Raw genomic sequence first — 25,929 nt, 5'->3', positions numbered from 1 at the left:
ATTTATTTTTTTAGAGAATTTAATTTATTAAAGACTTTTTTTAAAATATCTTTATTAAAATAACCGAAAAGGAATAACGACAATACCGTTAAAGATATTGAAATTAAATGACTACTATTTATGTATAACAGTATAATTATACTAAAAACCACCAGCAGCTGTATGATGAAAGATTTAATATCTATATCTAATTTTAAAATCTCAGCTGTCTGCCTGTATCTTATAATAAACATAACAAAGAAGCTGACAAATGTACCTAAAGCAGGTGCATAAAGACCAATATACTTAATAAAAGCCACTGAAATAAATACATTCACCAATGCCCCTATCATACTTGTAATAAAAATCCCCTTTGTTGATTTGGTTTTTAAATAAATAGCACCTAAAAAGCCGGAAATCGACGAAAAACAAGATCCTATGTACAGGAGGGTGGCATATTTCCAGGATTCATAAAATTTTGAATCAAACAGAACTTCCGTAATCAACGGAGTAGCTGCTATTAAAATGGTTGATAAGCCAATATTTACAGCGATATATTTATTAAAAAGCTTTGAGAAAAAGGGGTTATTGGGATCGTTTCCGGAGATTGCCATATCCTGCCAGGCCAGCATAAAGACGGTATTAAAGATCGTCAGAATAGCGGGAAGCCTTGCAGAAACAGCATAGATACCATTGTCTTCTATTGTTAAAAACTTTAAAATAATATATCTGTCTGATGCATTAATAACCCACCAGCTTATAGAATTTAATATTAATGGAAGGGAGTAAAATAGAATCTGCTTTTGTAATGAGTAGTTAATTTTTATACTAACATATTTCTTAAACAGAAAACTTACTTTGAACAGCATCAGTAAAATTGCAATAAAATTACTGATAAAAAGTGCATAAAAGATCCCCTGTACCTTATCCTGAAATATATCTGTCAGCAGGAAAAGTAAACTAAAAGAAAATATAAAAAAACTATTTATAATTCCTATAAATGAATAGTATCTCGTTAACCCCAACCCTCTTAATATTTGCTGAAAGAAAGGCAATAAACAAGAGCTTATAATCAGCAGTGACAATTCTTTCTGGTAAGGAATATGATAAAAAAGCCCAGCCAGGTAAAGCAACAGTTCAAAGCTGATAAAGGAAACCAGTAACAGAATACTACATTGCTTAAAAATATTATCAATATAATTTTCTTTTTCGTTTTCTTTGTCCAGAAACCAGCGATAAATGGCCTCATTCATCTGCAAGGAGACAAAAGGAACCAATAAATTGACACTAGTCAGCACTAAGTCATATTCTCCTAATTCTTTTCTGGAAAGGTAGTAGGAATAAATAGGAATTAATAGAAAAGATAAAATCTTAGATCCAAAATTACCAATTGTATATATTAATGTACTTTTTAGTAAAGTATTGCTATTCATTATTATAGTAATAAATATTATTTAGTTCATATTTATTTATAATCTTGAATGACTTTCTTCTAAGATTCCTTTTACGTCATAAATTATTCCATTTTCTTTTAAATGATTTTTTAAATCCAGATCATTGAATTGTTTATGTGCAACGGTAAGGATAATAGCATCATATTTTTCCTGTGGAATTTCATTCACGACCTCTAGTCCATATTCGTGTCTTACTTCATCAGGATTAGCCCATGGATCAAAAGTTGTAACCTGTAAAGCATAGTCTTCAAGCCCATGAATCACATCTACCGCCTTTGTATTACGTACATCCGGACAGTTTTCTTTAAACGTTATTCCTAAATTCAAAACTGTGGCACCATTGATGGTTACCTTGTTTTTAATCATGGTTTTCAATAGCTGAGAAGCTACATACTGTCCCATGGAATCATTAAGACGGCGTCCTGCTAATATAATTTCAGGATGATATCCTTTTTCCTGAGCTTTCTGAGCCAGATAATATGGATCTACACCAATACAGTGTCCTCCTACTAACCCTGGTTTGAAGGGTAAAAAGTTCCATTTGGTTCCTGCTGCTTCCAAAACTGCATGAGTATCAATATCTAAAAGATTGAATATTTTTGCCAATTCGTTTACAAAAGCAATATTAATATCCCTTTGTGAATTTTCAATTACCTTGGCAGCTTCTGCAACCTTGATTGTTGGAGCCAAATGAGTTCCTGCAATGATTACGGACTGATATAAATTATTTACTATTTCCCCGATTTCAGGTGTTGAGCCCGAGGTAACTTTTAAGATCTTTTCAACAGTATGCTCTTTGTCACCGGGATTAATACGTTCAGGAGAATATCCTGCAAAGAAGTCCTGGTTAAATACCATTCCTGAAACTTTTTCAAGAACAGGGATACATTCTTCTTCAGTAGCTCCGGGATATACTGTAGATTCGTAAATCACAATATCACCTTTGGACAATACTTTTCCTACAGTTTCTGAGGCTTTATACAGCGGAGTAAGGTCAGGACGGTTATGCTGATCCACCGGAGTAGGAACAGTAATAACGTAAATGTCAGCATCCTGAATATCCTTGATATCAGCTGAACAATATAATCCTTTTGCAGCTCCCTGGTTAAAAGGGTTATTCTGAATTAATACAGATTCCAATACTTCATTTTCCACTTCCAGAGTACTGTCTACCCCAGTGTTCAATTCTGCAATCCTTTTCTTATTAATATCAAAACCTACAACCGAATATTGTGTGGCAAACAACCTGGCTAAAGGCAAACCGACATATCCTAGTCCTATAATGGCAATTTTATGTTCTTTCTTCATAAAGATTCAATTAAAAAATGTTACTTTAAATTTGTCCAATACCAGTTAATAGCTTCTTTTAAACCTTTATCTATATTGTGGCTAGGTTTATATCCTAATAATTTTTCTGCTTTTTCAACTGATGCCAGTGAGTGTGGAATATCTCCTACACGGTTCGGACCATGAACAGCATCAATATTGGCAATCTCTCCATCAAATTCGCTAAGATATTTTTTAAGATATCCAATCAGATCATTCAATGTTGTACGATCACCCACTGCTGTATTATAAACTGTATTCACTGCATCCGGGCTTTCAGTAAGCATGGCCAGCTCATTCATCTGAATTACGTTGTCAATGTATGTAAAATCACGGGAATAATCACCTGTACCATTAATTTTCGGTGACTCATGATTGATCAACTGTTTTATAAATAATGGAATCACAGCAGCATAAGCTCCGTTGGGATCCTGTCTCCTTCCAAACACATTAAAATATCTCAAACCAATGCATTCCAATCCGTAAGTTTTTCCGAATACATCTGCATACAATTCATTTACATATTTGGTAATGGCGTATGGTGATAATGGTCTTCCGATAACATCTTCTACTTTAGGTAATGATGCAGAATCACCATATGTGGATGAGGAAGCTGCATAAACAAAACGCTTTACTTTGGCATCTCGTGCAGCAATCAGCATATTTAAAAATCCTGAAACATTCACATCGTTACTTGTAATAGGATCCTTAATTGATCTGGGAACTGAACCGAGAGCAGCCTGATGCAGAATATAATCTACATTTTCCACCGCTTTCTGACAAACTTCCAAATCACGGATATCTCCTTCGATAAGCTGATAGTTTGGATTTCCAAGGAAAGGTTCAACATTATGACGGTGTCCTGTTGCAAAATTGTCTAAGCACACTACATAATAGCCTTTATTTAAAAAATACTCTGTTAAGTTAGAACCGATAAAACCCGCTCCACCTGTAATTAAAATTTTATTCATTTTTATGATTTGAAAATTTTACTCCACCAACTTTTTTTATCATTTGTTTGACTGTAGCCATATCCATAGCTATAGTTATATCCGTAACCTCCTGCACGTTTTGAAACATCATTAATGACAAAAGACACATTCTTCAACTTAGAGTCTTTCACCAGATCATTAGCAAAATCTATCAAAATATTTCTTGATACTCCTGATCTTACAACATATAATGTTGCATCTGCTGTATCAACGATGCTAAGAGTATCTGAAACCAGCATAAGTGGTGCAGAGTCTATAATGATATATGCATATTGAGAAGACATCTCCGCAATAAGTTTTTGATACCTTCCGTTAGAAAGCAGTTCCTGAGGGTTAGGAGGAATTGCTCCGGCATAAATGACATCACATGAAGGATTGGTAGTGGATGTATGGATAAGTTCTTCCACGTTTACAGAATTATCATATAAATATTCTGTAAGACCTTTTCTTTTGGTTGGCTCACTGTCATATCGCTGAATCTGAGGGTTACGAATATCCGAACCTATCAGAAGCGCTCTTGAATTCTTATTGGCAATGGTAAGTGCAAGATTCACGGATACCAGGGTTTTCCCTTCTCCTTTTACTGAAGAAGTTACCATAACTACTTTAGCAGTCTCCTTTACAGGCAAAACGAATTTAAGGTTTGAAACAAGAACTCTGAAAGCTTCAGCCAACTCGGAAAAGTCGTTTTTCTGTATCAAATGATTTTCATTATCCTTAAGTGAAGGTATGTCTACCAATACACCCAATTCTGAGCGTTCTTTAATATCATCTCTGGTATAAATCTTATCATCCAGCATGAAAAGGAAGTATAAAACAGCAAAAGGAAATAATATACCAAGTAACATTGCTCCTAAAAGGATAATATCTTTTTTAGGGGATACAGGTATATCTTCTGTAAATGCAGGGTTTACAATTTTAGCTTTCGGTACATTTACCGATAGATTGATTGCATTTTCTTCTCTTTTTTGAAGGAGAAATAAAAACAACTGTTCTTTAAGATTTTGCTGACGCTCAATTCCCCTATAGACTTTAGACTGTCCGGGAACTTTTTGAATCATACTGTTGTTAGTATTGATCTGGTTCTGCAGCTGAGAAATACCTGTCTGTACCGTTTGCTTCTGCTCACGGATATTATCACGGATTACTTCCTTTAAAGAAGCAATTTCCCTGTTCATTTCTATAACAGCAGGGTTTTCATTGGTCGCTTGTTTAAGGGTTTTATTTCTACTGATAATCAATGAGTTATACTGAGTTATAGATTGTTCCAATGAAGGATTCAACCCAAGGTTGGATGGCATAAGCTGGTTATTGCCTTTTGAAGCCTCTCCTGAAAGTGAATTCAGAAGGTCTAGCTGAGCCTGCTGCTGAAGGAGAACTTTGGTGTTATCACTTGTATTCTGTAATGCAAGTTCCGCCTGTGCCTGAATATCTACAATACGATTACGGTTCTCGAAATCTTCTTTTTGGTTTTCTACCCCTGAAAGGTCTTTGGTAATCACTTCCAGTCTTTTATCGATGAATTCCTGAGTATTCTGAGCTTGTAAATTTTTATCTTTCTGACCATCCAGATTATATTGCTTAGTCACCTCATTAAGAATAGCCTCCGATTTTTCAGGAAGAGATCCTATCAGGTTTATTTCCATTAGCATGGCTTTTTCATCTGGTAAATTGATCTCAACCGTTTTTTCTAATTTTTTTACTTTCTCAATGGGATTCCAAAAAATTACTTTATATTTTGATTTAAAAGGAACAGCAGAATTTCTCTGAAACATTACGATTCCAAAATCTAAATTCAGAGGAATATTAAACTTACCTTTAAAGGTTGCTTTTTTTTCATTCTGAAGCGTAAACTCATCCCCCTTTAAGTCCATCATTGTATATTCAGAAAATTTAAAATTTTCATTATTATTATATGATAATACTTTTGCAACAACGGGAATTTTGTTAAATAGCTGTGAATCTTTAATTTCTCCTGTATTGAAATATTCAACATTAAGATTAAGATTTTTCACAACCTCCATGAGGATAGGTCGTGAGGTTACAACAGCTCCCTCACTTTTCAGCTCATCAGCATTCCCTAAGCCCATACCAAGATTCTCCAGATCTGATAATGCTGAGGAAAGATTATTTTGTTTTTTATCAAATTTAAGAACCGTTGTTGATTGATATTGAGGTACACTATATCTAAGATAAATGTAAGCTCCTATTACAAAAAGTAAAATGGAAGCAATAAACCACGGCCATTTATATAGGTATTGAGAGATAACTTTTCTTAGATTCAAACTATCTTCCTTTTCCTGAAATTCTATCTTCTGCATATTTTATCTTCGTGTTAAGGCAATAATAAGCGTGCCCGCTGTTAATAATGCACCAATAATCTGGAATGTAAGCGCTCTGTTCGGGTTCGAGTTGGCCTGAACCTGTTTGTTTTTGTCCGGCTGTACATATAATATGTCATTTTGTTTCATATAATAGTATGGAGAACTTACAATATCAGATCTGGTAAGATCAACATTAGCAATCTGATCAGTCCCATCTTCTCCAGTACGGATAAGCTTTACATTGGTACGGTCTCCAAAATCTGTCATATCACCGGCAAGGCCTAATGCCTGAAAAATGTTAATCTTTTGAGAAACACTTTCTTTCTGTCCCGGATTTTTTACTTCACCTAAGATACTCACATTGAAATTTTTGAGAGTAATACTCACCATAGGATCTGTAAGATATCTCTTAAGACGAGCCTCAAGGTCATTCTTCAGTTGTATCTGCGACATTCCTTTAGCATATACATTCCCTATTACAGGAAAATAGATGTTTCCTTCCTCATTTACCAAATACTCACTTGGTTGTGCATATTGATTTATTCCGGCATTTGAAGTGCTTCCTACCTTATTTGTAGTGTTAAGATTAAATGGTTTTACTGCAACTTCATCCAGTGCAGAAACAAGAATTAAAAGTACATCTCCTTCCTGAATATGTAAGCCCTGGAACTTTGCTTTTGCAACTTCCTCTTCCATATTATGTTTTGATATATATACCATATTTTGCTTCGGTCTACATGATAATAAAGTAACCGATAACAGTATTATATACGCAATAATAGTTTTATTCATATGTTTTTTTGTTCTAGTCTACTTGAGTTAACTTCAATTTTATTTAAGATACTATGTTATAAGAAGTTTTTACTTATGTGAGGCGTATTTTAATCCCTATATTTAGATTATTTCTTTTTCTAGCAATTTTCATTCCGTTTGAAAACAAAATAACGAAAATTATTATTTTCCACTATTTTTTTTATTAATTTCATTCATATAATTCACTCATATACTTAATGTTCAGATATTTTATCTAAAACTTCAAATTCCGAATTATTGCTTATAAATTCTGGTACAATAACTTTTAATGTTTTCACAATTTGTAAACTATCCTTATTCACTGCTAACATAATAATCCGTTGACACAAAGCTTCTATATCTTCAAACTCCATCACCGGATCTCTGGATATCATAATTTTCTCATGATGCGTAGGAATAGTCGTAGAATGATCTGTTAAAAGTTCTTCATATAATTTTTCACCTGGTCGTAAGCCTATAAAATCAATTTTAATATCAATACCTGGCGTATATCCTGATAATTTAATCATTCTTTCTGCTAAATCCAAGATTTTGACAGGTTTACCCATATCAAAAACATAAATCTCACCCCCTTCTCCCATTGTTCCTGCCTGAAGTACCAATTCGCAGGCTTCCGGGATAGTCATAAAATAACGAATAATATCAGGATGAGTAATTGTAACCGGACCTCCTTTTTCAATTTGTTTTTTGAAATGCGGTATTACAGAACCGTTGGAACCTAGTACATTTCCAAAACGTGTTGTAATAAATTTTGTTGTATTCTCAGAAGAATTTTGTAAAGATTGTACAAAAAGTTCAGCGGCTCTTTTAGAAGCTCCCATTACGTTAGTTGGGTTTACAGCTTTATCTGTAGATACCATCACAAAACGATTTACACTATATTTTTTCGATAAAAGAGCTAAATTTTTAGTTCCTCCGATATTGACAAAAATAGCTTCATGCGGATTATCTTCTATTAAGGGAACATGTTTGTACGCAGCCGCATGATAGACAATTGAAAACTGATAATCTTCAAACAGTTTTTCCATCCTTGGATAGTTTGAAATATCTGCCAATACAAATTTGAATCTTTGGTTCGGGAATCTCTCTAATAATTCAAGCTGCAGTTCGTATAAAGGAGATTCCGCCTGATCAACCACCACAATAAGTGATGAATTCAATTGAGCAACCTGCCTTACAATTTCGCTTCCTATAGACCCGGCGCCTCCGGTTACTAAAATAGTTTTATTAACATGAAAACTCTTTACCTCGTCCCCTTCTATTTTAATGGCCGGACGATTAAGCAAATCTTCAATCTTAAGCGGACGGATGCCTTTTACAACATCATCTTCTTTTATTATACTGGCTACGGGTGCTTTTAATACTTTCAATCCATTATCCAATGCAAGAGCAGTCCATTCTTCCATTTCCCGCTTTGTCATCATATCTTTGATTAAAACAGCATCAAACTGTTCTCTCAGATTATTGCTTTTAAGAAACTGTTTTTTATTATAAATCTTATGACCTAGCAGCATTGCTTTCTTAGAATCTGATCTGGCACTAAGAAATCCTGCCAGCTGATAGGGATGATCAGGATGGTGAATAATAGCATTCGCTAATGAAACAGAAGCATCACTTATTCCTACAACAGCAACCCTTTCCTTAGATGAAATATCCTTAACATCCATAAATATAGAAAAAAACTGTTTGGTTATCATTCTGAAAAAGAACATCAGAAAAATAGAAATAAAGAAAAATAAAAACAGAACCGGATATAAAAAAAGAGGTTTACCCAATGCCAGTCCCGATATAAAATTCAGTCCCAGTAATGCAATAAGAGCACTACCCGAAGACCACAAAATTTTACAAAAATCTAAAAAAGTAGAATGTCTTATGATTCCTGCATATGTTTTGAACAGGAGTATAAACAGAATATTAACAATAATTACTGAAAATATTTTTTCATTTTGGTACTCAATAAAGTTCAGTTTTACCTCCAGACTTTTTAAGAACAAATATGAAACTAAAACAGAAAAGAAAATAACTGAAATGTCGATAAAAAAAACCGACCATCTGGGTATATACCTTAACTCCCTGATTTTAAAAATATCCCCCATATACAAATAAACCTAAAATATCATTTTCATTAATTCAACACTCAGTGGCTTTTATTATTGGGCGAAGGTAACAATTATTATTAATATTTTTAGTACTACATGCTAATTTTTATTTAAATTATAAATTAACATTTTGAAACAAAATTCCAAAAACAGATTATTAAAAAGACCCATAAACCCACCGAGATATACGGATATTATTTCCATCCAGCTTTTGTACCTGATCCGTTCTCATTTTTTTAAAATACACATAAAACAAAAAAAATACTGTAAAACATATATTTTACAGTATTCTATACAAATTTTATATTGTATTTGCGATCCGGACGGGACTCGAACCCGCGACCTCCGCCGTGACAGGGCGGCATTCTAACCAGCTGAACTACCGGATCAATTTTTTAAAAGAAATTGAGAAAACTTCCGCGATCCGGACGGGACTCGAACCCGCGACCTCCGCCGTGACAGGGCGGCATTCTAACCAGCTGAACTACCGGATCAATTTTTTTTAAAAGAAATTGAGAAAACTTCCGCGATCCGGACGGGACTCGAACCCGCGACCTCCGCCGTGACAGGGCGGCATTCTAACCAGCTGAACTACCGGATCAATTTTTTAAAAGAAATTGAGAAAACTTCTGCGATCCGGACGGGACTCGAACCCGCGACCTCCGCCGTGACAGGGCGGCATTCTAACCAGCTGAACTACCGGATCATTTTTTAAAGAACGTCGTTTCTTTTTCGTGGTTGCAAAATTACACCTTTTTTTGTTATCTGCAAATTATTTTAAAAAAAATGCCTCCCAATACTGGAAGGCATTCATTATCAAACTTATTTTTTTATAAGTGAGCGCTTAATTTTTCAGCGATTACCTCTTTTGGAGCCACACCTACTAATTTATCTACCACTTCCCCATTCTTAAAAATAAGAACTGTAGGGATATTTCTGATACCATACTGCATAGAAATCTCTTGGTTGTTGTCTACATCTACTTTCCCAACGATTGCTTTACCTTCAAAATCTGATGCTACTTCTTCGATGATTGGTCCTAAAGTTCTGCATGGTCCACACCATACTGCCCAAAAGTCCACTAATACCGGTTTATCAGATTTTAAAACCGTATCCTGAAATGAGCTGTCTGTAATTTCTAAAGCCATTTTTGTTTCTTTTATTTTAATTAATATTATTTTCTTTTAATCCTCTATTGGATGTTCAAAATTACGATTTTTAAAGCATAAGACTATCTATGCTCAACATTAGTTTTTTCTATAGTATAGTCGCTTGAAATTTCTTTCAGAGCCTTCACTAATGTATCGATATCCGCTTTGGTTGTCATATGGCTGAAAGAGATACGCAATGGTGTACAATGATCCATTTCGTCTTCAGAAAGCACCATCATCATAACCATTGAAGGTTTTGAAGCTCCTGATGAGCATGCACTTCCCTGAGAGATTGCAATTCCTTTCATATCCAACTGAAGTCCTATCAATGGATTTTTATAAGGTAGTAAAGCACTTAAAACCGTATAAAGGCTGTTTTCTTTTTCAGCACTTCTTCCGTTGAACTTAATTCCTTCAATTTCAGCAGAAAGTTTTTCAATTGCGTAATTTTTAATATCCTGCATATGGTTGGTATATTCATCCATATGATTCAGAGAAAGCTCTAACGCTTTACCCAGTCCTACGATGCCGCTAACATTTTCAGTTCCGGCTCTAAGGCTTCTTTCCTGAGGTCCTCCGGTAATAATTCCTTTTAAGCCCGTTGCTTTTCTGATAAATGCAAATCCAGCTCCTTTTGGTCCGTGAAACTTATGGGCACTACAGGAAGCGAAGTCTACAGGAATATCAGAGAAATCAAGATTCATATGAGCCATCGTCTGTACCGTATCCGAGTGGAAAAGGGCATGATGCTCTTTGCACAGCTGGGCAACTTGTTTAAGATTAATGATATTTCCGATTTCGTTGTTGGCATGCATTAAGCTTACCAATGTTTTTTTATCTGAGGCTTTTAAAAGCTCTTCTAATTTTGTAAGGTCAATATCTCCTTTTTCATTCGGACGGATGTAGTTTACTTCTACTCCTTTTCTGTTTTTCATGTCCAAAATACTTTCAGAAACACATTTATGTTCCAGAGGAGAGCTGATGATTCTTTCTACTCCAAGGTGTTCTACCGAGGATTTGATGATCATATTGTTGGATTCGGTTCCACAGGAAGTAAAAATGATCTCAGCAGGAGTTACATGAAGATAGTCTGCAACCTGTCTTCTTACATTTTCAATAAGGATTTTTGCTTCCTGGCCAAAGCTGTGCGTTGAAGACGGGTTTCCGAAATTCATCTTCATAGTGCCCACCATTGCATCTATAACTTCTTCTGCAAGCGGAGTGGTTGCGGCATTATCTAAATATACTTTATCCATTATTATTTTGAATATTTTAATTCTACGGAGGTAAACTTGTAATCTGTGGGAACAGTAAAAATAAACCATGGACTGGAGATCACCTGAATTTCCATTCCACCGGAGGGTTCTCCTGCCGGAACTTCTACATAGAGAATCTGATTTTTTACAGAGATACTTTTGATTTCTTCAATTTTGTGACTTCCTGATCTGAAGGTTCCCAAATTGTATATAACAACTTTTTTATTTTTCGGAAATTTCGGATAGCTGACATAAGAATCTTTTCCCAGATCTGCGGTACCAAAACTTCCACTGATAATGTTACGAAACTCTTTTTCGTCTTCAATTATCTTAAAGCCTGGTTTATCAGTTCCTCCCTGAGATTCAGAAACAAGGAGTTCAGTATTTCCCTGCATAGCAGAAGACTTCTGAGATGAAGTGCTTGCACAGCTCATCAATATTACTGTACATGCAATTATCAGGCTTTTCATTTTTTACAATTTTATCTCCCAAAATTAGTGAAAAAATTGATAATGTCCTTCATTTGCCCATTTCAACATTGCCCGATCCCCTGAAGTATCCCCAAATGCAATAATTTTATCGTATTTAGAATTGTTTATTTCTTCTTTAATTCTTACCAGTTTTTCTTTCCCATTACAGTTTTTCCCTACAAAGTTTCCTGTGAAAATTCCGTTCTTAAACTCTGCCCGCGTAGAAACAAGCTCCATTTTAAGTTCCTCAGCGAAAGGCTTTACCCAAATATCTAAGGATGCGGTCACCAATAAACTTTGTGTATTATTCCTATCGATATTTTTTATAAAGTCTAATGCATTTTCCCTTACAATTTTAGGATAGTGAAGTTCAAAAAATTGTTTAGATTTCATTTCGATCTTTTCTTGAGACTGTCCTTTTAAAATAGACCCGATAAAACTTTTTTTCACTTTTTCTGTTTCGGCAAGCTTTAACTTCAATAGAATGAAAAGCGGTACATGTCTTAAAAATTGTATCCGGTATTTTGTAGAATCGTAGAATTTAAGATACATAAACATAGTATCCTTGTAGGTCAAAGTTCCGTCAAAATCAAAACAATACAATTTTTTCATTTCTCTTTAAAGCTTTAATTTTTTGAATATAAATTCAGGGATATTCCTGATAATCATCATAATAATACTCCAAACCGGCAAAACATATGCCACGTTTTTCTCCTTTTTAAAGGCTTTATAAATACAGGCAGCCGCTTGTTTCGGCGTTGCGGTCAGTTTTGGATTTAAAGGCAGACCTTCAGTCATTTTGGTTGCCATAAACCCAGGTTTTATCGTAAGAACGTGTACTTTTTTATCAAAGAGATAGTTTCTCAAACCACTCAGATAGGCTGTAAACGCAGCTTTTGCACTTCCATAGATAAAATTACTCTGTCTTCCCCTGTCTCCTGCTACTGATGAAAGCCCAATGATCGTTCCGGATCTTCTGTTTTCAAATTTATGAGCAAAATAGTTCATTACGGGAACCAGTTTTGAATAATTAATATCTATAATGCGTTCCGTATTCCTGTTATCATACAGTCCTTCTTCTGTTCCTTCTCCTAAATACCCTACGGCACAAAATAATACATTTGAATTGATATTATCAAATCTGTTGTAATCAATTTCTTTCGTCAGATCCAGTTCAATAACTTCTGCCTGCTGCAGAAATTTCACATCAATATGTCTTGCAAACCGTTCTGTAGTTTCTTTATTTGAGGTAAAAAGATAGATTTTTTCAAACTTTTCTCCTTCCTGAAGTGCTTTTTCCACAAAAGCCTGTGCCACTTCAGATGTGCTTCCCAGAACTATCATTATGAGTTGTTGTTTATGATTCTTTTGTGCTGTAAAGACACAAATTTAGGATTTTGAATATTTTTCAGATAATTGGTAAGTGATGATCTGCTCATACTGTCTTTGGTAAGGTAAATTCTTCCTCCGAACTCCTGAACAATTGCATCAAGCTGGTCTACCAGTTTTTTCAGTTTTGAATTCACTTTAAAATCCAAGGCCAGTGTATACCCTTCCACCGGAAATGAGTTATAAGCCTCCGGATTATGTTTTCCAAAAAGTTTTAAAACTGCTAAGAATGATCCATTCCCACTACTGGCAATCGTTTCAAGGATTTTTTTCATTCCTTCTTTTCCCGCTTCTTTAGGAATCACCATCTGATATTGTATAAAACCGGATTTCCCATAGATTTTGTTCCAATCATTAATAGCATCCAAAGGATAGAAAAATGTTTCGTAATCAATAAAGTTCTTGACTTCCTTCTTAGACTGTTTTTTATAATATAGCCAGTTGAATATTTTTACCGTAAGTGCATTCAGTACAAATCCCGGAAAATAAAAAGGAACTGTAGGTTGTAATTTTTTCTTTAATCTTAAAGGAGTTTTCGAAAGACTCTGGGGAAGCTCATGTTGGAAGGCATGCTCACCTCTCATCAGGATACTTCTTCCAATATTTTTTCCTTTCTGAAGACAATCGATCCATGCAACGGTATAAGTCCAGTTTTCACTTTCATCAAACAGTTTAAAGATTTCATCCAGGTTTTCTGCTTTGATACTTTCCTGGCGAATGTATGCGGATTCTATATTTTTAAGCTTAAATTTTGCTGTAAGAATAATCCCTGTAAGTCCCATTCCACCAATAGTAGCCCAGAATTTCTCTGAATTTTCTTCTCTGGAACAGGTAATAATTTGTCCGCTCTCAGTCATGAGCTTAAATTCAATCACGTATTCTGAAAAACATCCTTCTGCATGGTGGTTTTTCCCATGAACATCGGAAGCAATAGCTCCTCCCACTGATATAAACTTTGTCCCGGGAGTAACGTATAGAAAATATCCCTGCGGAACAGCAATTTCCAGAACATCTGAAAGCAGTACTCCGGATTCGCATTCTATCACCCCGTTTAAACGGTCAAAATTGATAAACTTATTTAATTTTTTTGTTGAAAATATAGATTCTCCCAACGAAGCATCTCCATAGCATCTTCCGTTTCCTCTGGCAATAATCTCGTTGTGATTGAGTACAAATTCTTTTATTTTTTTGAAACTGTCCTCTGATCTCATTTCTTTCTCCACTACCGGGTAATTACCCCAGTTTGTAACTTTCTGTGTGAAATTCGGCTTCATTTCTTAAAATAAATTTGAATTAAAAATGCAGCAACCCAAAGTAATAGGGTAACCTGTATATAGCGGTCCCGGTACACAATTTTTGTAGGAGATTCCGTTCTGTTGTAGACCAATGTCTGCTGAAGATATCTTAATAAGGCAAAAACCACGAAGATTACCGTATAAAAAACCCTTTCATGGAATCTTTCCTGAACTTCCGGTGACAGGGTAAACATCAGGTAACATACAATAGCCAGCGTAATAGAAATAGATAATGCAATATCTGCAAACTGAACATTATACCCGTCTAATGCCCGTCTTGTTTTTCCTGAAACCTGTGCATTGATCAATTCTCCTCTTCTTTTTCCAATAGCAAGCACGAGTGCCAATACAAACGTTAAAAGAATAGCCCATTGTGAAATACTGATTCCAGTAATATAACCTCCAGCCAATACACGAAGTACAAATCCTATGGCAATAATAAAAATATCGATGATCGGAACATGCTTAAGTCTAAATGTATATGCCAGATTCATCACTACATAGAATCCTATTATAATCGCAAACTTCCATAGCAACTCATGGAAATAGAATCGTGTAAAAAATACAAGAACAATATCTGTAATAATCAGACCGATAAGAATTCCTATAGCTGTTGCTTTTGAAATAGCACCACTCGCCAGAGGTCTTCTCCTTTTTTCAGGATGTTTTCTGTCTGCTTCAATATCATTATAATCATTCAGAATATATACAACACTAGCCGCAAGCGAAAATATTACAAATGCGAAAATGCTTTTAGTAAGCAGATCTATGTTGGTAATGTTACCTGAAAAGAAGAGCGGGACAAATACAAAAAGGTTTTTCACCCATTGCTCTACGCGGAGCAGCTTTAAATATTTCTTCATTTATGTTGTTTCAAGTGCAAAAGTAATCAATTCAAAATTTCTAGCATAAAAATACAAAAAAAACCGCCGGGGCGGTCTTTTACGAAAATATTTATATGTAAAATTAATTACTGCCCTTGCTTGGCATCATTAATCATTTTTTCATTTGCAGTGATCGCAAATTCAACTCTTCTGTTTTTAGCTCTTCCTTCATCAGTATCATTGCTGGCTACCGGCATATTTTTACCTTCCCCTTTTGTGAACATTCTGCTTGATACAATTCCTTTTCCTACTAAATAAGATTTCACGGCATCTGCTCTTCTTTGAGAAAGCGCCACGTTGTAAGCATCTTTACCTACGCTGTCTGTATGTCCGTAGATATTGATATTGGTATCAGGGTTATTCACTAATACCTGAGCCAGTTTATCCAGGTTAGTCTGTGCAACAGAAGTAAGGTTTGAAGAGTCGAATGCAAAATTAACGATACTTTCGTTCATTGTTACTTTAATACCATCTCCTACTCTTTCTACCTGAGCTCCTGGTAAAGTTTCTTTAATATCTTTAGCCTGCTTGTCCATTTTGTTACCGATAACATTACCAGCTACACCACCGATAATACCACCTAATACAGCACCAATAGCTCCATTTCCTCCTTTTCCTACATTGTTACCCAAGATACCTCCAAGTACTGCTCCTGAAGCAACACCTACTGCTGTACCTCTTTGTTGGTGATTTGAATTCTGAACCGCCTCACAGCTTGTCAATAATAATGCTGATGACAAGAAAAGGGCTCCTACGTATGTTTTATTAAAATTCATTTTTTTGATCTTTTATGTTGATAAATTATTTCATTCCTGCTCTCTGGAAGTTGTAAACTACTTTTACATTGCCTCCTTCAAAAGGAACATCTTGCTGAAGAGAAAACTGATCTGTAGTCTGGCTGATTAACGTCATTGTATAACCGGCTGTATTTTGTTTTGCTTTAGTACCTTGAGCAATTTTTTTAAACATAAACGTGTTACCGTCTTTTACTTCAAACTTGATAGGTTGTGTAATTGCCGGGCAATCTCCACCTCCGTTCAAAGTATACGCTCCTGTCCAGTTGTTAGGAATCAGTCTCCAGTGGCTTCCTACGAAACACTGCGCATCTGCACCTTCATCAAAAGGTTTGATTTTATAGCCTTTTTCATAATCTACGCTCACGATCTGCCAATCTCCTTTTAATTTAAGGAAGTCTGCTCTTTGATTTTGAGATGTAGCTGCTTTGTTAACAGAGGAACACGACACTGCAAAAAGTGATGTTCCCAACATCCCTGCAAGTAGTAACTTTTTCATTTTGTTGTTTATTATTTTGTTATTATAAAGTTACAAAAAACCGTGCCAAAATTTAAAATAAAAAATAAAAAGTCCGAAAAAAATCCGGACTTTCTATGGTTTCTCCTTAAACACAGGGAGATAAATTATTTTTTAACAGCCATTTTTACGGATTTCGAAGGCTTAGCAGTACTTGACGGCTTTCCTTTGTAGAAATTGGTATAGGCATATTCCGCAGCTTTTTTCAGGTCGATAACACCACCTGCCTGCGATTGATCTGTGAATCCGTTTGCAGTACTTGGATTGCTGCTTTTCACAAGCGCTTCAATAATCTGGTAAGGTTTCAGATCCGGCATATATGCTAATAAAACAGCAGCTCCTCCAGCTACCACAGGGGAAGCCATAGAAGTTCCCTGAAGGTATTTGTATTCGTTTTTAGGAACGGTAGAATAAATTTCCTCTCCCGGAGCGAAAACATTCACCATTTTTTTATTGTAGTTAGAAAAATCGGCTCTCAAAGCACTGTTTTTATTGGTACTTGCTCCTACCACAAGAACATTGCTTACAAATGGTTTTTCATCAGTAACATTTTTAAAGTTGGTAGGATATGCCAGATGTTCTGCTACATCTTCATTTTCATTACCTGCAGCTTTTACCAAAAGTACCCCTTTATCTTCGGCATATTTAAAAGCATCCCAGACTACATTTTTACCCGGGGAAACAGGTTTCCCGAAGCTCATATTTAAAACTTTCGCTCCGTTATCTACTGCATATCTGATGGCGTTGGCAACATCCTTATCTCTTTCATCGCCATTTGGAACTGTTCTTACAGACATGATCTTAGCAACTTTTGAAGCTACCCCGTGCTGAATCTCTTTTCCCTGGGGAAGTCCTGCAATGATTCCTGCTACGTGAGTTCCATGTTCTGCATCCGGTCCTTCGTAATGATTGTTACCATAGCCTTTTTCAGAATAATCATCATAGTTATCACCTACAATCTCTTTTCTAGGATCATAGGAAAGATCATATTGTTTTGCTGCCGGAGCAAAATGGTCTATTGCCTCCTTCATCTCTTCCTTCATCTTTTTTTCAAATTCAGTGGAAGATTTTCCTTTGAATTCAGGACTTTGAGAAATCTGGCCCAGGAATTCCAGTGCGATTGCATCTTTTTGATCTGTAGGGGCTTTAATTGCTGAAAGTGTTTCAGCTGTTACAGGCTTACCTCCTAATAATTTAACCATATTAGGAATCAGCTCATTCAGCATAGAATAGGTCATAAAATCCTGTTGAGCCTCGATACTTTTTGTATTGAACATATCTTTGGCCTTCATATACATTTCAAACTCTTCTTTCATTTGAGCCTGATTTGCTTTATTCTTAGTAGAATCACTTCCTTCAAAAACAGGTTTGTATTTGGCAACGACTCTTGTCACTTCCATATTGTCGATATCAATATCACCGTTTTTACCTCCAATGAAGTTCCAACCGTGTACATCATCAATATATCCGTTTCCGTCATCATCTTTACCATTTCCGGGAATTTCATTAGGGTTTGACCAAAGGTTATTTACCAATCCGGGGTGGTCTACCTGTACTCCACTATCCAAAACTCCTACCACAACGGTTTTAGGCTTCAGTCCTTTAGATTCTAAGTATTTATAAGCATTTGCCGTATTTACCCCATATACTTTTGAAGTTGTAAAATCCTTATGATACCATGTCATCAGATCTTTGTCTTCGTTTGGATCAATACTTTTAGCTTTAGATTCCTGTGCGAAAGAAAAACTAAAACCTGCTAAAAAAACTGCAGCTAATAATACCTTTTTCATATGTTGAAATTTATTTTTTAAAAAGATATACCAATCGCCTGCTGTATGCTGAAAATTCCATTAATAGCGATGGTATGCTAATATGCTTGTTTTATATTTTTTATATACATAAGCGATTCCGGACCTTTATTGCATAGAAGATCAAGAACCGACAAATCCTCCAAAAATCCGAATTTATCAGAAAACGTCTGGTAATATTCTTCCATCTGAAACTCTGAAGGAAGTTTTGCCGAAAACTTTTCTCTGAAATTAATACTCTCAGGATTTTTGATATATTCTTCATTCAAAGAGTGTGCCTTTTCTGTTTTAAGTATCTGTTGGATGACTTCTATCCCTTTAAGGTTAAAATCAAGAAGATACTTTTCCTGAAGCTCAAATATTTTTCTGAACTTATCTTCATAGTATTCAAAATAAGGGGAACTCTGATATGCTGTTTTGATTGATTTCCAATGCAGGGCTCTCCAATCTTCACGGTAAGAAATTTCAACATCTTTAAATTCTCTTTTTCCGTTATGATGGATAGGGATTATTAAAGACAGTTTTCCGTTGGCTCCATAGATGTTCGCTCTGTTTCTATAAGTCTGCTTGGGAAAGCTCTCAAACTGTTCCAGTGTAATTTCATTCTCAGGATTTAACAACACTGAAAACCATGAAATTGGGGGCAAATAAAATGCCGGCAATAATACATTCTTCATATTCATAATACAAAAATGAAGTATTTTTTCAAATACTTCATTCTATTTTAAGTTTAATTTTTCTATTAGTCGTCTTCAGTTTTTTTCTTTCTGAATAATTTTACGAAATATTCCCATCCGAAGAACAAGATCAGGATCATCGCTGCAATCCACCAGTAAGAGGTTTTATTGGCTTCTCCTGTATTGGTTGCTTTGAACATTCTTTCCCAACGGATTTTGAATGGCGCCTGATAAGTAGAACTGCTGTCTGCAAATGCACCCTGAAGACTCATCCATGTAAACATTGGCTTTCCTACAATATTTTCTTCAGGAACAAAACCAAAGAATCTTGCATCTAAAGAAGCATCTCTATTGTCCCCTACCATCATATAATAATCCTGCTGAATAGTATACTGGGTTGCTTCTCTTCCGTTGATAAAGATTTTCCCGTTCTTTTTCTCTAAACTGTTGTGCTCATATTCAGAAATGATCCACTGATAGGTTGGAAGTGTTTCCTGGTTGATAGCTACCACATCTCCTTTTTTAGGAATTCTAAGCGGGCCGTACCAATCCTGATTCCAAGGTTTGTTGATCGGGAAAATAGACTGAGTAGTATCAATCTTTGTTTTGGCTTCATCTCTGTAATATACTGCAGCTTCACCTTTTGCTGAAACTTCTTCCTTCATATCAAGAACATGAGGAAGTTCTTTAATTTCTTTAGCCGTCTTATCCGTTAACCCCTGAAAACCATAAATAAATCCTCCGTTATCCTGTTGAAACTCCTGAACCGGTAAAAATCCATAAGCTTTATATAAGGTTGGGATATCTAATTGAGCATCGGTTGTTACAATATATCTGTGCTGTACTTCCTGATCTCCTAAAACAACTTCCGGCTTTCCGTTAACGAAAAGTCTTCCGGCTCTCATTTCAAAAGTATCACCTGCTGTAGCAACACAACGTTTTACGTAAGGATCTTTTCTGTCGATCGCTGTATGTACAGAATCCTGAGGATAGTTGAAAACCACCACATCATTTTTCTGCGGCTTGTTGAATTGTAAAATTCTTGTGTAAGGAAGCTTTATTCCGTCTACGTAAGATTTTGGATCATCCTTCGGGTTACCTTTCTGTCCTGTATCCATAATGGTCCCCTGAAGGAAAGGTATTGCTACCGGACGCATCGGAAGTCTGTAACCATAGCTCCATTTGTTTACAAAAAGGAAGTCACCCACCAATAATGTTCTTTCCATAGATCCTGTAGGAATCCCGAAAGGCTGTGTTACAAAAACGTGGATAATGGTTGCAAAAACTACCGCGAAGGTAATAGAACCTACGAATGTATCTTTCTTTTTATCATTCTTTTCTTCGTCTGTAAGAAACAGATCGTTTGCATTTTCATCTTCTAACTCTACATCTTTAGAATAGTTGATCACCGCCATATAAATAAACGGCAGGATCACGGTAAGAATCTGATCTTTGAAAAGGGTTTTCCCGAACTTTTTCACCAGATAAAGGTGGAAAACAGACATCATGATTGGCCCTACAATCGGAAGATAAGACAGAATCGCCCACCATTTCGGATGTTTTGTTTCTTTCAGAATGATGAAATAGTTGTAGAAAGGGATAAAAGCAAATAAAGGGCTATAGCCCATTTTCTTGAACAGTTTCCAAGATGAAACGCCCATCAATACGGATAGTATGAGGACATATACTGTATAAGTTAAAAAATAATTCATAAATTTTTTGTGCCTATTCTTATAATAAAAATGATGAGTAATAAATGATAAAAGCAGTCCGCTGTTTACAATTCACTATTCATCATTTTCTGTTTATTTGTCTGCAATTTACAGAATTTGTTACAAATTAAAGTCCCAAAACGTCTTTCATTGCGAAGTTTCCTTTTTTATCTTTGATCCATTCGGCAGCTACTACAGCTCCCAGCGCAAAACCGTTTCTGTTGAAAGCAGTGTGCTTGATCTCGATTTCGTCTACTTCACTTCTGTAATACACGCTGTGAGTTCCCGGAACTTCATCTTCACGTACTGCAAAAATCCCTAATTGTTTACCTTCTGTTTCTTCCAGCTTCCAGGCATCAAATTTAGGATTGTTTTGGATGATTCCTTCTGCAATAGAAATAGCAGTTCCACTTGGAGCATCTTTTTTATGGATATGGTGAATCTCTTCCAACTGGCAAGAGTATTCATCTACATTTTTCATCAGATCTGCAAGCTTTTCGTTTAAAGCAAAAAATAAATTGACTCCTAAACTAAAGTTGGAACCATATAGGAATGCAGAGTCGTTTTCTACAGCCAGTTTTTCTATTTCTTCTTTTTGATCCAGCCAGCCTGTAGTTCCACAGATCACCGGAATTTTATTTTCAAGACAAGCTTTGATGTTTTCAAATGCCACTTCCGGCAATGAGAATTCAATCACAACATCCGGATTATTAAGATTCTCAGCAGTGGGGGTTTCCTTAAGACGGGCAACTACTTCATGACCTCGTTTCTGTGCGATCTCATCAATGATCTTACCCATTTTACCATAACCAACTAATGCTATTTTCATATAATCTTTTTTATTTTTAAATACTGCTTTCAACCGAAGTCTTTAGCAGATATGTTGTCTTCTAAAATCTATAACTTAAACTGAACCCTGTTTTGGGAGCACTGTACCCATACTGATCCTGAATAACAGATGGTTTAAAAACCAAATCCGGGTCATGACGGCTTTCGTAAAGGTGAGCATCTACTACGGCATCTACAATATTCAGAATATAAATAAGTCCTGTAATTGCAATAGCATAATCTCTTTGTCTCTTCGCTCTGTCCTGGGCGTTCCCCAATGCTCTTTTATCTAAAAACGGGTGGCTGTCCACAAACTCATTGGGTGTTCCATTAAGTTTCGCGATGTAGTATTCACGATATTTTTTATACTGGTTGTCATTCCATACAGCAATCCCCACTCCGGCTCCTACTGCTCCCCAAACAATGGGAATTTTCCAGTATTTTTTGTTATAAAACTGTCCCAATCCCGGTAAAACAGCAGAATATAATCCTGCTCTGGTGGGATTCAATTTTATAGTTTTTACTGTGGGACCATTGGCTTTTTCCAGATCTTCAATGATCTTTGCTTCTGTTTTACCTGGTTTTACCACACGGGGTTCCTCTTTCGGAGGAGTCTGCATCCGAACGGTATCAATAGGTTTTACTTGTGAATAGGCCAATGCAGCGATACACAAGAAAAATGTGAAAAATATTTTCTTCATTATTTAATATGGGATAAAATATATTCCAGCTCTTCTTCATTTTTGAAGTCCAGGACAATTTTACCTTTTTTACCATTTCCAGAAGATTTGATTTCCACTTTTACATCCAAGATATCAGCGATTGTCTTCTGGGCTTTTTTATAGTTATTGGAAAGCTCCACTTTTGCTTTTTTTGCAGCGGGAGATTTTGGATTTTTCAATGCAGCAGCAGCCTGCTCTGCCTGACGAACGTTTAATTTTTCTTTGATAATAAGCTCGAACAAAACCTGCTGATCTTCTTCACTTTCAAGACTGATGATTGCTCTGCCGTGTCCTGCAGAAATTTCACCGCTTCTGATAGCATTCTGAATATCCGGATTTAGTCTTAACAGCCTGATAGAATTGGTAATGGTACTTCTGTCCTTTCCTATTCTCTGGCTCAGATTTTCCTGTGTAAGTCCTATTTCCTCTAAAAGCCTATGATAAGTCAATGCAATTTCGATGGCATCAAGATCTTCTCTCTGGATATTTTCAACAAGAGCCATCTCAAGAAGTTCCTGATCATTTACTAAACGGATATAGGCAGGAATAGTCGTTAACCCTGCAATTTTAGTTGCTCTGTAACGTCTTTCCCCGGAAATGATTTCAAACTTTTCACCATCTTTTCTCAGGGTAATCGGCTGGATTACACCTAGGTTTTCAATTGACTGTGCAAGCTCGTTTAATGCTTTTTCATCAAAATAAGTTCTCGGCTGCGTCGGGTTCGGATAGATATCTTCAAGCGAAACTTCTACAATATTTCCCACAAACTTATCTGCTCCTTCATCAGTAGCTGAATTGACAGTTGCTTTAGATTCTGCACTTAAAATAGCGCCCAAACCGCGTCCCATAGCTCTTTTTTTGTCCTTCATAGATATAATTGATAAATGATGTTTAACAAGTGATGACCAGCATACACTTATTGGCCATTTATTATTAATTTAATTCTTTATTAAGTTTTCGTTCCTTAAAAGAACTTCTTCAGCTAATTGAATATACTGAACAGCTCCTTTACTTTCTGCATCATAATTCAGGATACTTTCTCCAAAACTTGGTGCTTCACTCAATCTTACGTTTCTGCTGATAATGGTTTCAAAAACCATTTCCGGGAAGTGCAGATTTACTTCTTCCACTACCTGATTGGATAATCTCAATCGGCTGTCATACATCGTAAGAAGAAGACCTTCTATCCCAAGATCTTTATTATGGATCTTCTGAACGTTTTTAACGGTATTCAAAAGTTTCCCCAGTCCTTCTAATGCAAAATACTCACACTGGATCGGAATAATTACAGAATCTGCTGCAGTAAGAGCGTTTACTGTAATAAGACCTAAACTCGGTGCACAGTCGATGATGATATAGTCATAATCGTCTCTTACACTGGCCAGTGCTTTTCTCAGCATATACTCACGATCCTCCTTGTCTACCAATTCAATTTCCGCAGCTACCAAATCGATATGCGACGGAATAATATCCAGGTTCGGAGTCGCAGTTCTTTTGATGCAAACTCTTGTTTCTGCACTATGCTCCAAAAGATTATAAGTAGAATACTGAACATCTTCAACACCCAGACCGGATGTAGCATTCGCCTGAGGATCAGCATCAATGATTAATATTCTTTTTTCCAATACTCCTAATGCTGCCGCCAAGTTGACAGCGGTGGTAGTTTTACCAACGCCTCCTTTTTGATTAGCAATACCTATGATTTTTGCCATTATTAGAACTTTAAGTTTCAAAAATACACTTTTTTCTTTGCTCTCAGTGAGTGGGGAAAATCAAAATTGAGTTAAAATATTGTTAATAAGCAATTTAGCAATAAAAAAAATTATCCACAAAAAAAAATCTTTGTGGATAACTATTTGAAATGTGTTTTTCCTTATTAATTATCAAACTTCATTGAGATAGGAAATTTGAAATAACTTCTTACGAATTCTCCTTTTTTGTTTTTGGCTGGAATCCATTTTCCTTTGCTTGAGATATTTTTGATTGTTCTCATAGCTTCACTGTTAAAGTCGGCGTTGGTTCCATTAGCTTTTACCCCTGAGATGGTTCCGTCCATTTCTACAATAAAGGTAACTGTCGTTTTTACTACATCTTCTGATTCAAATCCTGAACCATCGAAGTTGTTCATTACTTTATTTCTGAAGGAGTCTATTCCTCCTGTGAAATTCGCTTCTACACCAAGTTCTCCAGATTCTGCAATTTTATTTTTATCCACCGGATCAGAAATTACCGGTGGCAGAGTATTAATTACAGGGCCTGTTCCTACTGATACTGGAACATTCGGTGTATTAGGTGCTACAGGATCTCCTTTAAAGTTGTTTACAAAGCCCGCAACAGCGTCATCCGGTACAGGATCTTTTTTTACATCATCTTTAGCTTCACTTGATGGTGTAGGCACTGTACTGTCAAACGTTTTCGTGTTTGGAGGTGCAACAGTTTTTACAATCTGGACAGGAGGATCTTTTTCAGGTGGTTCAACAATTTTAATTATTCTTCTTTCACCATTATCCTTAATTCTATCTATCATTACATCTGATTTCATTGCAGAAATCACAAACGGAGTAATAGATACTGCGGCCATTAAACTTGCTCCGATAAAAAGCGCTTTGGTTAATATTCGATCTGATTCGTTTCTTAATGCATAGGCACCATATTCTTTATTGCGGTGCTCAAAGAGAACTTCGTTAAAACGAAATTCCTGGTTTTGATTATGTTGTTTCATCACTACTACTTTTTAAACTGTTAAAAATTTTGATTATTAGTTTGGTTAGCTCTTATCGATAAGCAATGTTGTAATATCAAAACATCTGCCAAAATTTTAGCAAAACAACATAATATTAGAAAATTTTATGATAATGTTTGAATTTTAACATTTTTAAATAGAAAGTTGCACAGAAAAACAGCTCTATTTCTCATAAAAGTAAATAAGAACAACAAGCCACAAATACCATAGCCTTAGCGTAGTAGAAAAGATTATATAAGCAGGATAAGAAGAGTTAGCGGTATTAATAATCCCAAAGCATTAATAATAATGAGAATAACAGAACTGATCTTTGTTTTTGAATAACTTTTAGCAGCAAAATAGATTGCTCCTATGCTAAAAATCAAACTGCAGACAATAAACAGAATCAGTAAGAAATCTGAACTTATACTGAATGGTAAGCCTAAGTAAACAATAATCAAAACAGCATATGTAATGGTAAGATATAAACTGATCACAATATTATCCAGAAAACGCTGGGGTATTTTATTTTCTTCCATTAGATTAAAATTAATATTAAATATAAGAGGATTTCAATAAATGAAGATCTTAAAATCAAATATTCTCTTTTAAGCTGCACCCATGTCAAGGTTTAGAACCTTGACATGGGGTGACTAATTCAGGTAAAAAACGAAATTCATTAATTTTTAAACAAAAAAAAGAGACCATCCAATGATA

The 25,929-nt window shown here is 35.5% G+C and carries 24 protein-coding genes and 4 tRNA genes; all 28 read right to left on the bottom strand.

The window, feature by feature from the left end:
- Positions 1–2: 2 nt before the first annotated feature.
- Complete coding sequence (locus CHRYMOREF3P_RS19750; protein WP_180565315.1) at positions 3–1,412, bottom strand: lipopolysaccharide biosynthesis protein; 1,410 nt, start codon at positions 1,410–1,412, stop codon at positions 3–5.
- A gap of 36 nt (positions 1,413–1,448) precedes the next feature.
- The gene (locus CHRYMOREF3P_RS19745) at positions 1,449–2,741 is read right to left on the bottom strand and encodes a nucleotide sugar dehydrogenase (protein WP_077415673.1); all 1,293 of its coding nucleotides are present in this window, start codon (positions 2,739–2,741) and stop codon (positions 1,449–1,451) included.
- A 20-nt stretch (positions 2,742–2,761) separates the two neighbouring features.
- Complete coding sequence (locus CHRYMOREF3P_RS19740; protein ID WP_077415675.1) at positions 2,762–3,730, bottom strand: SDR family oxidoreductase; 969 nt, start codon at positions 3,728–3,730, stop codon at positions 2,762–2,764.
- Between the two features lie 2 nt (positions 3,731–3,732).
- The gene (locus tag CHRYMOREF3P_RS19735) at positions 3,733–6,072 is read right to left on the bottom strand and encodes a GumC family protein (RefSeq protein WP_077415677.1); all 2,340 of its coding nucleotides are present in this window, start codon (positions 6,070–6,072) and stop codon (positions 3,733–3,735) included.
- A gap of 3 nt (positions 6,073–6,075) precedes the next feature.
- Positions 6,076–6,771, bottom strand: a complete 696-nt coding sequence (locus CHRYMOREF3P_RS19730; protein ID WP_232539068.1) for a polysaccharide biosynthesis/export family protein — start codon at positions 6,769–6,771, stop codon at positions 6,076–6,078.
- Positions 6,772–7,082: 311 nt separating this feature from the next.
- Positions 7,083–8,984 (bottom strand): polysaccharide biosynthesis protein, encoded by a 1,902-nt coding sequence (locus CHRYMOREF3P_RS19725; RefSeq protein WP_077415681.1) that lies wholly within the window; start codon positions 8,982–8,984, stop codon positions 7,083–7,085.
- 318 nt (positions 8,985–9,302) lie between these two features.
- A tRNA-Asp gene (locus tag CHRYMOREF3P_RS19720) sits at positions 9,303–9,376 on the bottom strand.
- Positions 9,377–9,407: 31 nt separating this feature from the next.
- Positions 9,408–9,481, bottom strand: a tRNA-Asp gene (locus CHRYMOREF3P_RS19715).
- Positions 9,482–9,514: 33 nt separating this feature from the next.
- Positions 9,515–9,588: transfer RNA gene (locus tag CHRYMOREF3P_RS19710), tRNA-Asp, on the bottom strand.
- A gap of 31 nt (positions 9,589–9,619) precedes the next feature.
- A tRNA-Asp gene (locus tag CHRYMOREF3P_RS19705) sits at positions 9,620–9,693 on the bottom strand.
- 124 nt (positions 9,694–9,817) lie between these two features.
- On the bottom strand, positions 9,818–10,135 hold the full coding sequence (trxA, locus tag CHRYMOREF3P_RS19700) for a thioredoxin (protein ID WP_047380983.1): 318 nt from the start codon (positions 10,133–10,135) through the stop codon (positions 9,818–9,820).
- Positions 10,136–10,218: 83 nt separating this feature from the next.
- Positions 10,219–11,394, bottom strand: a complete 1,176-nt coding sequence (locus CHRYMOREF3P_RS19695) for a cysteine desulfurase family protein (RefSeq protein ID WP_077415683.1) — start codon at positions 11,392–11,394, stop codon at positions 10,219–10,221.
- A gap of 2 nt (positions 11,395–11,396) precedes the next feature.
- A complete protein-coding gene (locus CHRYMOREF3P_RS19690) occupies positions 11,397–11,864 on the bottom strand; it encodes a hypothetical protein (RefSeq protein ID WP_077415685.1) in 468 nt (155 codons plus the stop codon).
- A gap of 24 nt (positions 11,865–11,888) precedes the next feature.
- A complete protein-coding gene (locus CHRYMOREF3P_RS19685; protein WP_077415687.1) occupies positions 11,889–12,476 on the bottom strand; it encodes an HAD family hydrolase in 588 nt (195 codons plus the stop codon).
- A gap of 6 nt (positions 12,477–12,482) precedes the next feature.
- Complete coding sequence (locus tag CHRYMOREF3P_RS19680; protein ID WP_077415689.1) at positions 12,483–13,208, bottom strand: SDR family NAD(P)-dependent oxidoreductase; 726 nt, start codon at positions 13,206–13,208, stop codon at positions 12,483–12,485.
- A complete protein-coding gene (locus CHRYMOREF3P_RS19675) occupies positions 13,208–14,527 on the bottom strand; it encodes an FAD-binding oxidoreductase (protein WP_180565314.1) in 1,320 nt (439 codons plus the stop codon). The genes CHRYMOREF3P_RS19680 and CHRYMOREF3P_RS19675 overlap by 1 nt, the downstream gene beginning before the upstream one ends.
- Entirely contained in the window at positions 14,524–15,411 is an 888-nt protein-coding gene (locus CHRYMOREF3P_RS19670; RefSeq protein WP_077415693.1) for a decaprenyl-phosphate phosphoribosyltransferase, read from the bottom strand. The genes CHRYMOREF3P_RS19675 and CHRYMOREF3P_RS19670 overlap by 4 nt, the downstream gene beginning before the upstream one ends.
- Positions 15,412–15,518: 107 nt before the next feature.
- The gene (locus tag CHRYMOREF3P_RS19665) at positions 15,519–16,208 is read right to left on the bottom strand and encodes an OmpA family protein (protein ID WP_180565313.1); all 690 of its coding nucleotides are present in this window, start codon (positions 16,206–16,208) and stop codon (positions 15,519–15,521) included.
- A gap of 25 nt (positions 16,209–16,233) precedes the next feature.
- On the bottom strand, positions 16,234–16,725 hold the full coding sequence (locus CHRYMOREF3P_RS19660; RefSeq protein WP_077415696.1) for a lipocalin family protein: 492 nt from the start codon (positions 16,723–16,725) through the stop codon (positions 16,234–16,236).
- A 125-nt stretch (positions 16,726–16,850) separates the two neighbouring features.
- Positions 16,851–18,533 (bottom strand): S8 family serine peptidase, encoded by a 1,683-nt coding sequence (locus CHRYMOREF3P_RS19655; protein ID WP_180565312.1) that lies wholly within the window; start codon positions 18,531–18,533, stop codon positions 16,851–16,853.
- A 77-nt stretch (positions 18,534–18,610) separates the two neighbouring features.
- Positions 18,611–19,234, bottom strand: a complete 624-nt coding sequence (locus CHRYMOREF3P_RS19650; RefSeq protein ID WP_410493597.1) for a WbqC family protein — start codon at positions 19,232–19,234, stop codon at positions 18,611–18,613.
- 59 nt (positions 19,235–19,293) lie between these two features.
- Positions 19,294–20,940, bottom strand: a complete 1,647-nt coding sequence (gene lepB, locus CHRYMOREF3P_RS19645) for a signal peptidase I (protein ID WP_077415700.1) — start codon at positions 20,938–20,940, stop codon at positions 19,294–19,296.
- 127 nt (positions 20,941–21,067) lie between these two features.
- Positions 21,068–21,769 (bottom strand): 4-hydroxy-tetrahydrodipicolinate reductase, encoded by a 702-nt coding sequence (gene dapB / locus CHRYMOREF3P_RS19640; protein WP_180565311.1) that lies wholly within the window; start codon positions 21,767–21,769, stop codon positions 21,068–21,070.
- 61 nt (positions 21,770–21,830) lie between these two features.
- Positions 21,831–22,469, bottom strand: a complete 639-nt coding sequence (locus CHRYMOREF3P_RS19635) for a DUF5683 domain-containing protein (protein ID WP_047380957.1) — start codon at positions 22,467–22,469, stop codon at positions 21,831–21,833.
- Complete coding sequence (locus tag CHRYMOREF3P_RS19630) at positions 22,469–23,359, bottom strand: ParB/RepB/Spo0J family partition protein (protein WP_142719035.1); 891 nt, start codon at positions 23,357–23,359, stop codon at positions 22,469–22,471. Before CHRYMOREF3P_RS19630 ends, CHRYMOREF3P_RS19635 begins: the two co-directional genes overlap by 1 nt.
- A gap of 69 nt (positions 23,360–23,428) precedes the next feature.
- Positions 23,429–24,202: a ParA family protein gene (locus CHRYMOREF3P_RS19625; protein ID WP_047374161.1), complete on the bottom strand. Its 774-nt coding sequence runs from the start codon at positions 24,200–24,202 to the stop codon at positions 23,429–23,431.
- Positions 24,203–24,366: 164 nt separating this feature from the next.
- Positions 24,367–25,212, bottom strand: coding sequence for an energy transducer TonB (locus tag CHRYMOREF3P_RS19620; RefSeq protein ID WP_180565310.1), 846 nt, complete (start codon positions 25,210–25,212; stop codon positions 24,367–24,369).
- 251 nt (positions 25,213–25,463) lie between these two features.
- Positions 25,464–25,751 carry a hypothetical protein gene (locus tag CHRYMOREF3P_RS19615; protein WP_180565309.1) on the bottom strand — a complete coding sequence of 96 codons (288 nt, stop codon included), beginning with the start codon at positions 25,749–25,751 and terminating at the stop codon, positions 25,464–25,466.
- Positions 25,752–25,929: the final 178 nt, after the last annotated feature.

It is taken from the genome of Chryseobacterium sp. JV274 (genome assembly GCF_903969135.1).
Taxonomy (GTDB): Bacteria; Bacteroidota; Bacteroidia; order Flavobacteriales; family Weeksellaceae; genus Chryseobacterium.
This window is presented reverse-complemented; position numbering and strand designations above follow the sequence as displayed.

Bases quoted from the DNA above. Each gene is read 5' to 3' on its own strand.
- CHRYMOREF3P_RS19750 (WP_180565315.1), bottom strand. From the start codon at position 1,412: ATGAATAGCAATACTTTACTAAAAAGTACATTAATATATACAATTGGT.
- CHRYMOREF3P_RS19745 (WP_077415673.1), bottom strand. From the start codon at position 2,741: ATGAAGAAAGAACATAAAATTGCCATTATAGGACTAGGATATGTCGGT.
- CHRYMOREF3P_RS19740 (WP_077415675.1), bottom strand. From the start codon at position 3,730: ATGAATAAAATTTTAATTACAGGTGGAGCGGGTTTTATCGGTTCTAAC.
- CHRYMOREF3P_RS19735 (WP_077415677.1), bottom strand. From the start codon at position 6,072: ATGCAGAAGATAGAATTTCAGGAAAAGGAAGATAGTTTGAATCTAAGA.
- CHRYMOREF3P_RS19730 (WP_232539068.1), bottom strand. From the start codon at position 6,771: ATGGAAGAGGAAGTTGCAAAAGCAAAGTTCCAGGGCTTACATATTCAG.
- CHRYMOREF3P_RS19725 (WP_077415681.1), bottom strand. From the start codon at position 8,984: ATGGGGGATATTTTTAAAATCAGGGAGTTAAGGTATATACCCAGATGG.
- trxA (WP_047380983.1), bottom strand. From the start codon at position 10,135: ATGGCTTTAGAAATTACAGACAGCTCATTTCAGGATACGGTTTTAAAA.
- CHRYMOREF3P_RS19695 (WP_077415683.1), bottom strand. From the start codon at position 11,394: ATGGATAAAGTATATTTAGATAATGCCGCAACCACTCCGCTTGCAGAA.
- CHRYMOREF3P_RS19690 (WP_077415685.1), bottom strand. From the start codon at position 11,864: ATGAAAAGCCTGATAATTGCATGTACAGTAATATTGATGAGCTGTGCA.
- CHRYMOREF3P_RS19685 (WP_077415687.1), bottom strand. From the start codon at position 12,476: ATGAAAAAATTGTATTGTTTTGATTTTGACGGAACTTTGACCTACAAG.
- CHRYMOREF3P_RS19680 (WP_077415689.1), bottom strand. From the start codon at position 13,208: ATGATAGTTCTGGGAAGCACATCTGAAGTGGCACAGGCTTTTGTGGAA.
- CHRYMOREF3P_RS19675 (WP_180565314.1), bottom strand. From the start codon at position 14,527: ATGAAGCCGAATTTCACACAGAAAGTTACAAACTGGGGTAATTACCCG.
- CHRYMOREF3P_RS19670 (WP_077415693.1), bottom strand. From the start codon at position 15,411: ATGAAGAAATATTTAAAGCTGCTCCGCGTAGAGCAATGGGTGAAAAAC.
- CHRYMOREF3P_RS19665 (WP_180565313.1), bottom strand. From the start codon at position 16,208: ATGAATTTTAATAAAACATACGTAGGAGCCCTTTTCTTGTCATCAGCA.
- CHRYMOREF3P_RS19660 (WP_077415696.1), bottom strand. From the start codon at position 16,725: ATGAAAAAGTTACTACTTGCAGGGATGTTGGGAACATCACTTTTTGCA.
- CHRYMOREF3P_RS19655 (WP_180565312.1), bottom strand. From the start codon at position 18,533: ATGAAAAAGGTATTATTAGCTGCAGTTTTTTTAGCAGGTTTTAGTTTT.
- CHRYMOREF3P_RS19650 (WP_410493597.1), bottom strand. From the start codon at position 19,234: ATGAATATGAAGAATGTATTATTGCCGGCATTTTATTTGCCCCCAATT.
- lepB (WP_077415700.1), bottom strand. From the start codon at position 20,940: ATGAATTATTTTTTAACTTATACAGTATATGTCCTCATACTATCCGTA.
- dapB (WP_180565311.1), bottom strand. From the start codon at position 21,769: ATGAAAATAGCATTAGTTGGTTATGGTAAAATGGGTAAGATCATTGAT.
- CHRYMOREF3P_RS19635 (WP_047380957.1), bottom strand. From the start codon at position 22,469: ATGAAGAAAATATTTTTCACATTTTTCTTGTGTATCGCTGCATTGGCC.
- CHRYMOREF3P_RS19630 (WP_142719035.1), bottom strand. From the start codon at position 23,359: ATGAAGGACAAAAAAAGAGCTATGGGACGCGGTTTGGGCGCTATTTTA.
- CHRYMOREF3P_RS19625 (WP_047374161.1), bottom strand. From the start codon at position 24,202: ATGGCAAAAATCATAGGTATTGCTAATCAAAAAGGAGGCGTTGGTAAA.
- CHRYMOREF3P_RS19620 (WP_180565310.1), bottom strand. From the start codon at position 25,212: ATGAAACAACATAATCAAAACCAGGAATTTCGTTTTAACGAAGTTCTC.
- CHRYMOREF3P_RS19615 (WP_180565309.1), bottom strand. From the start codon at position 25,751: ATGGAAGAAAATAAAATACCCCAGCGTTTTCTGGATAATATTGTGATC.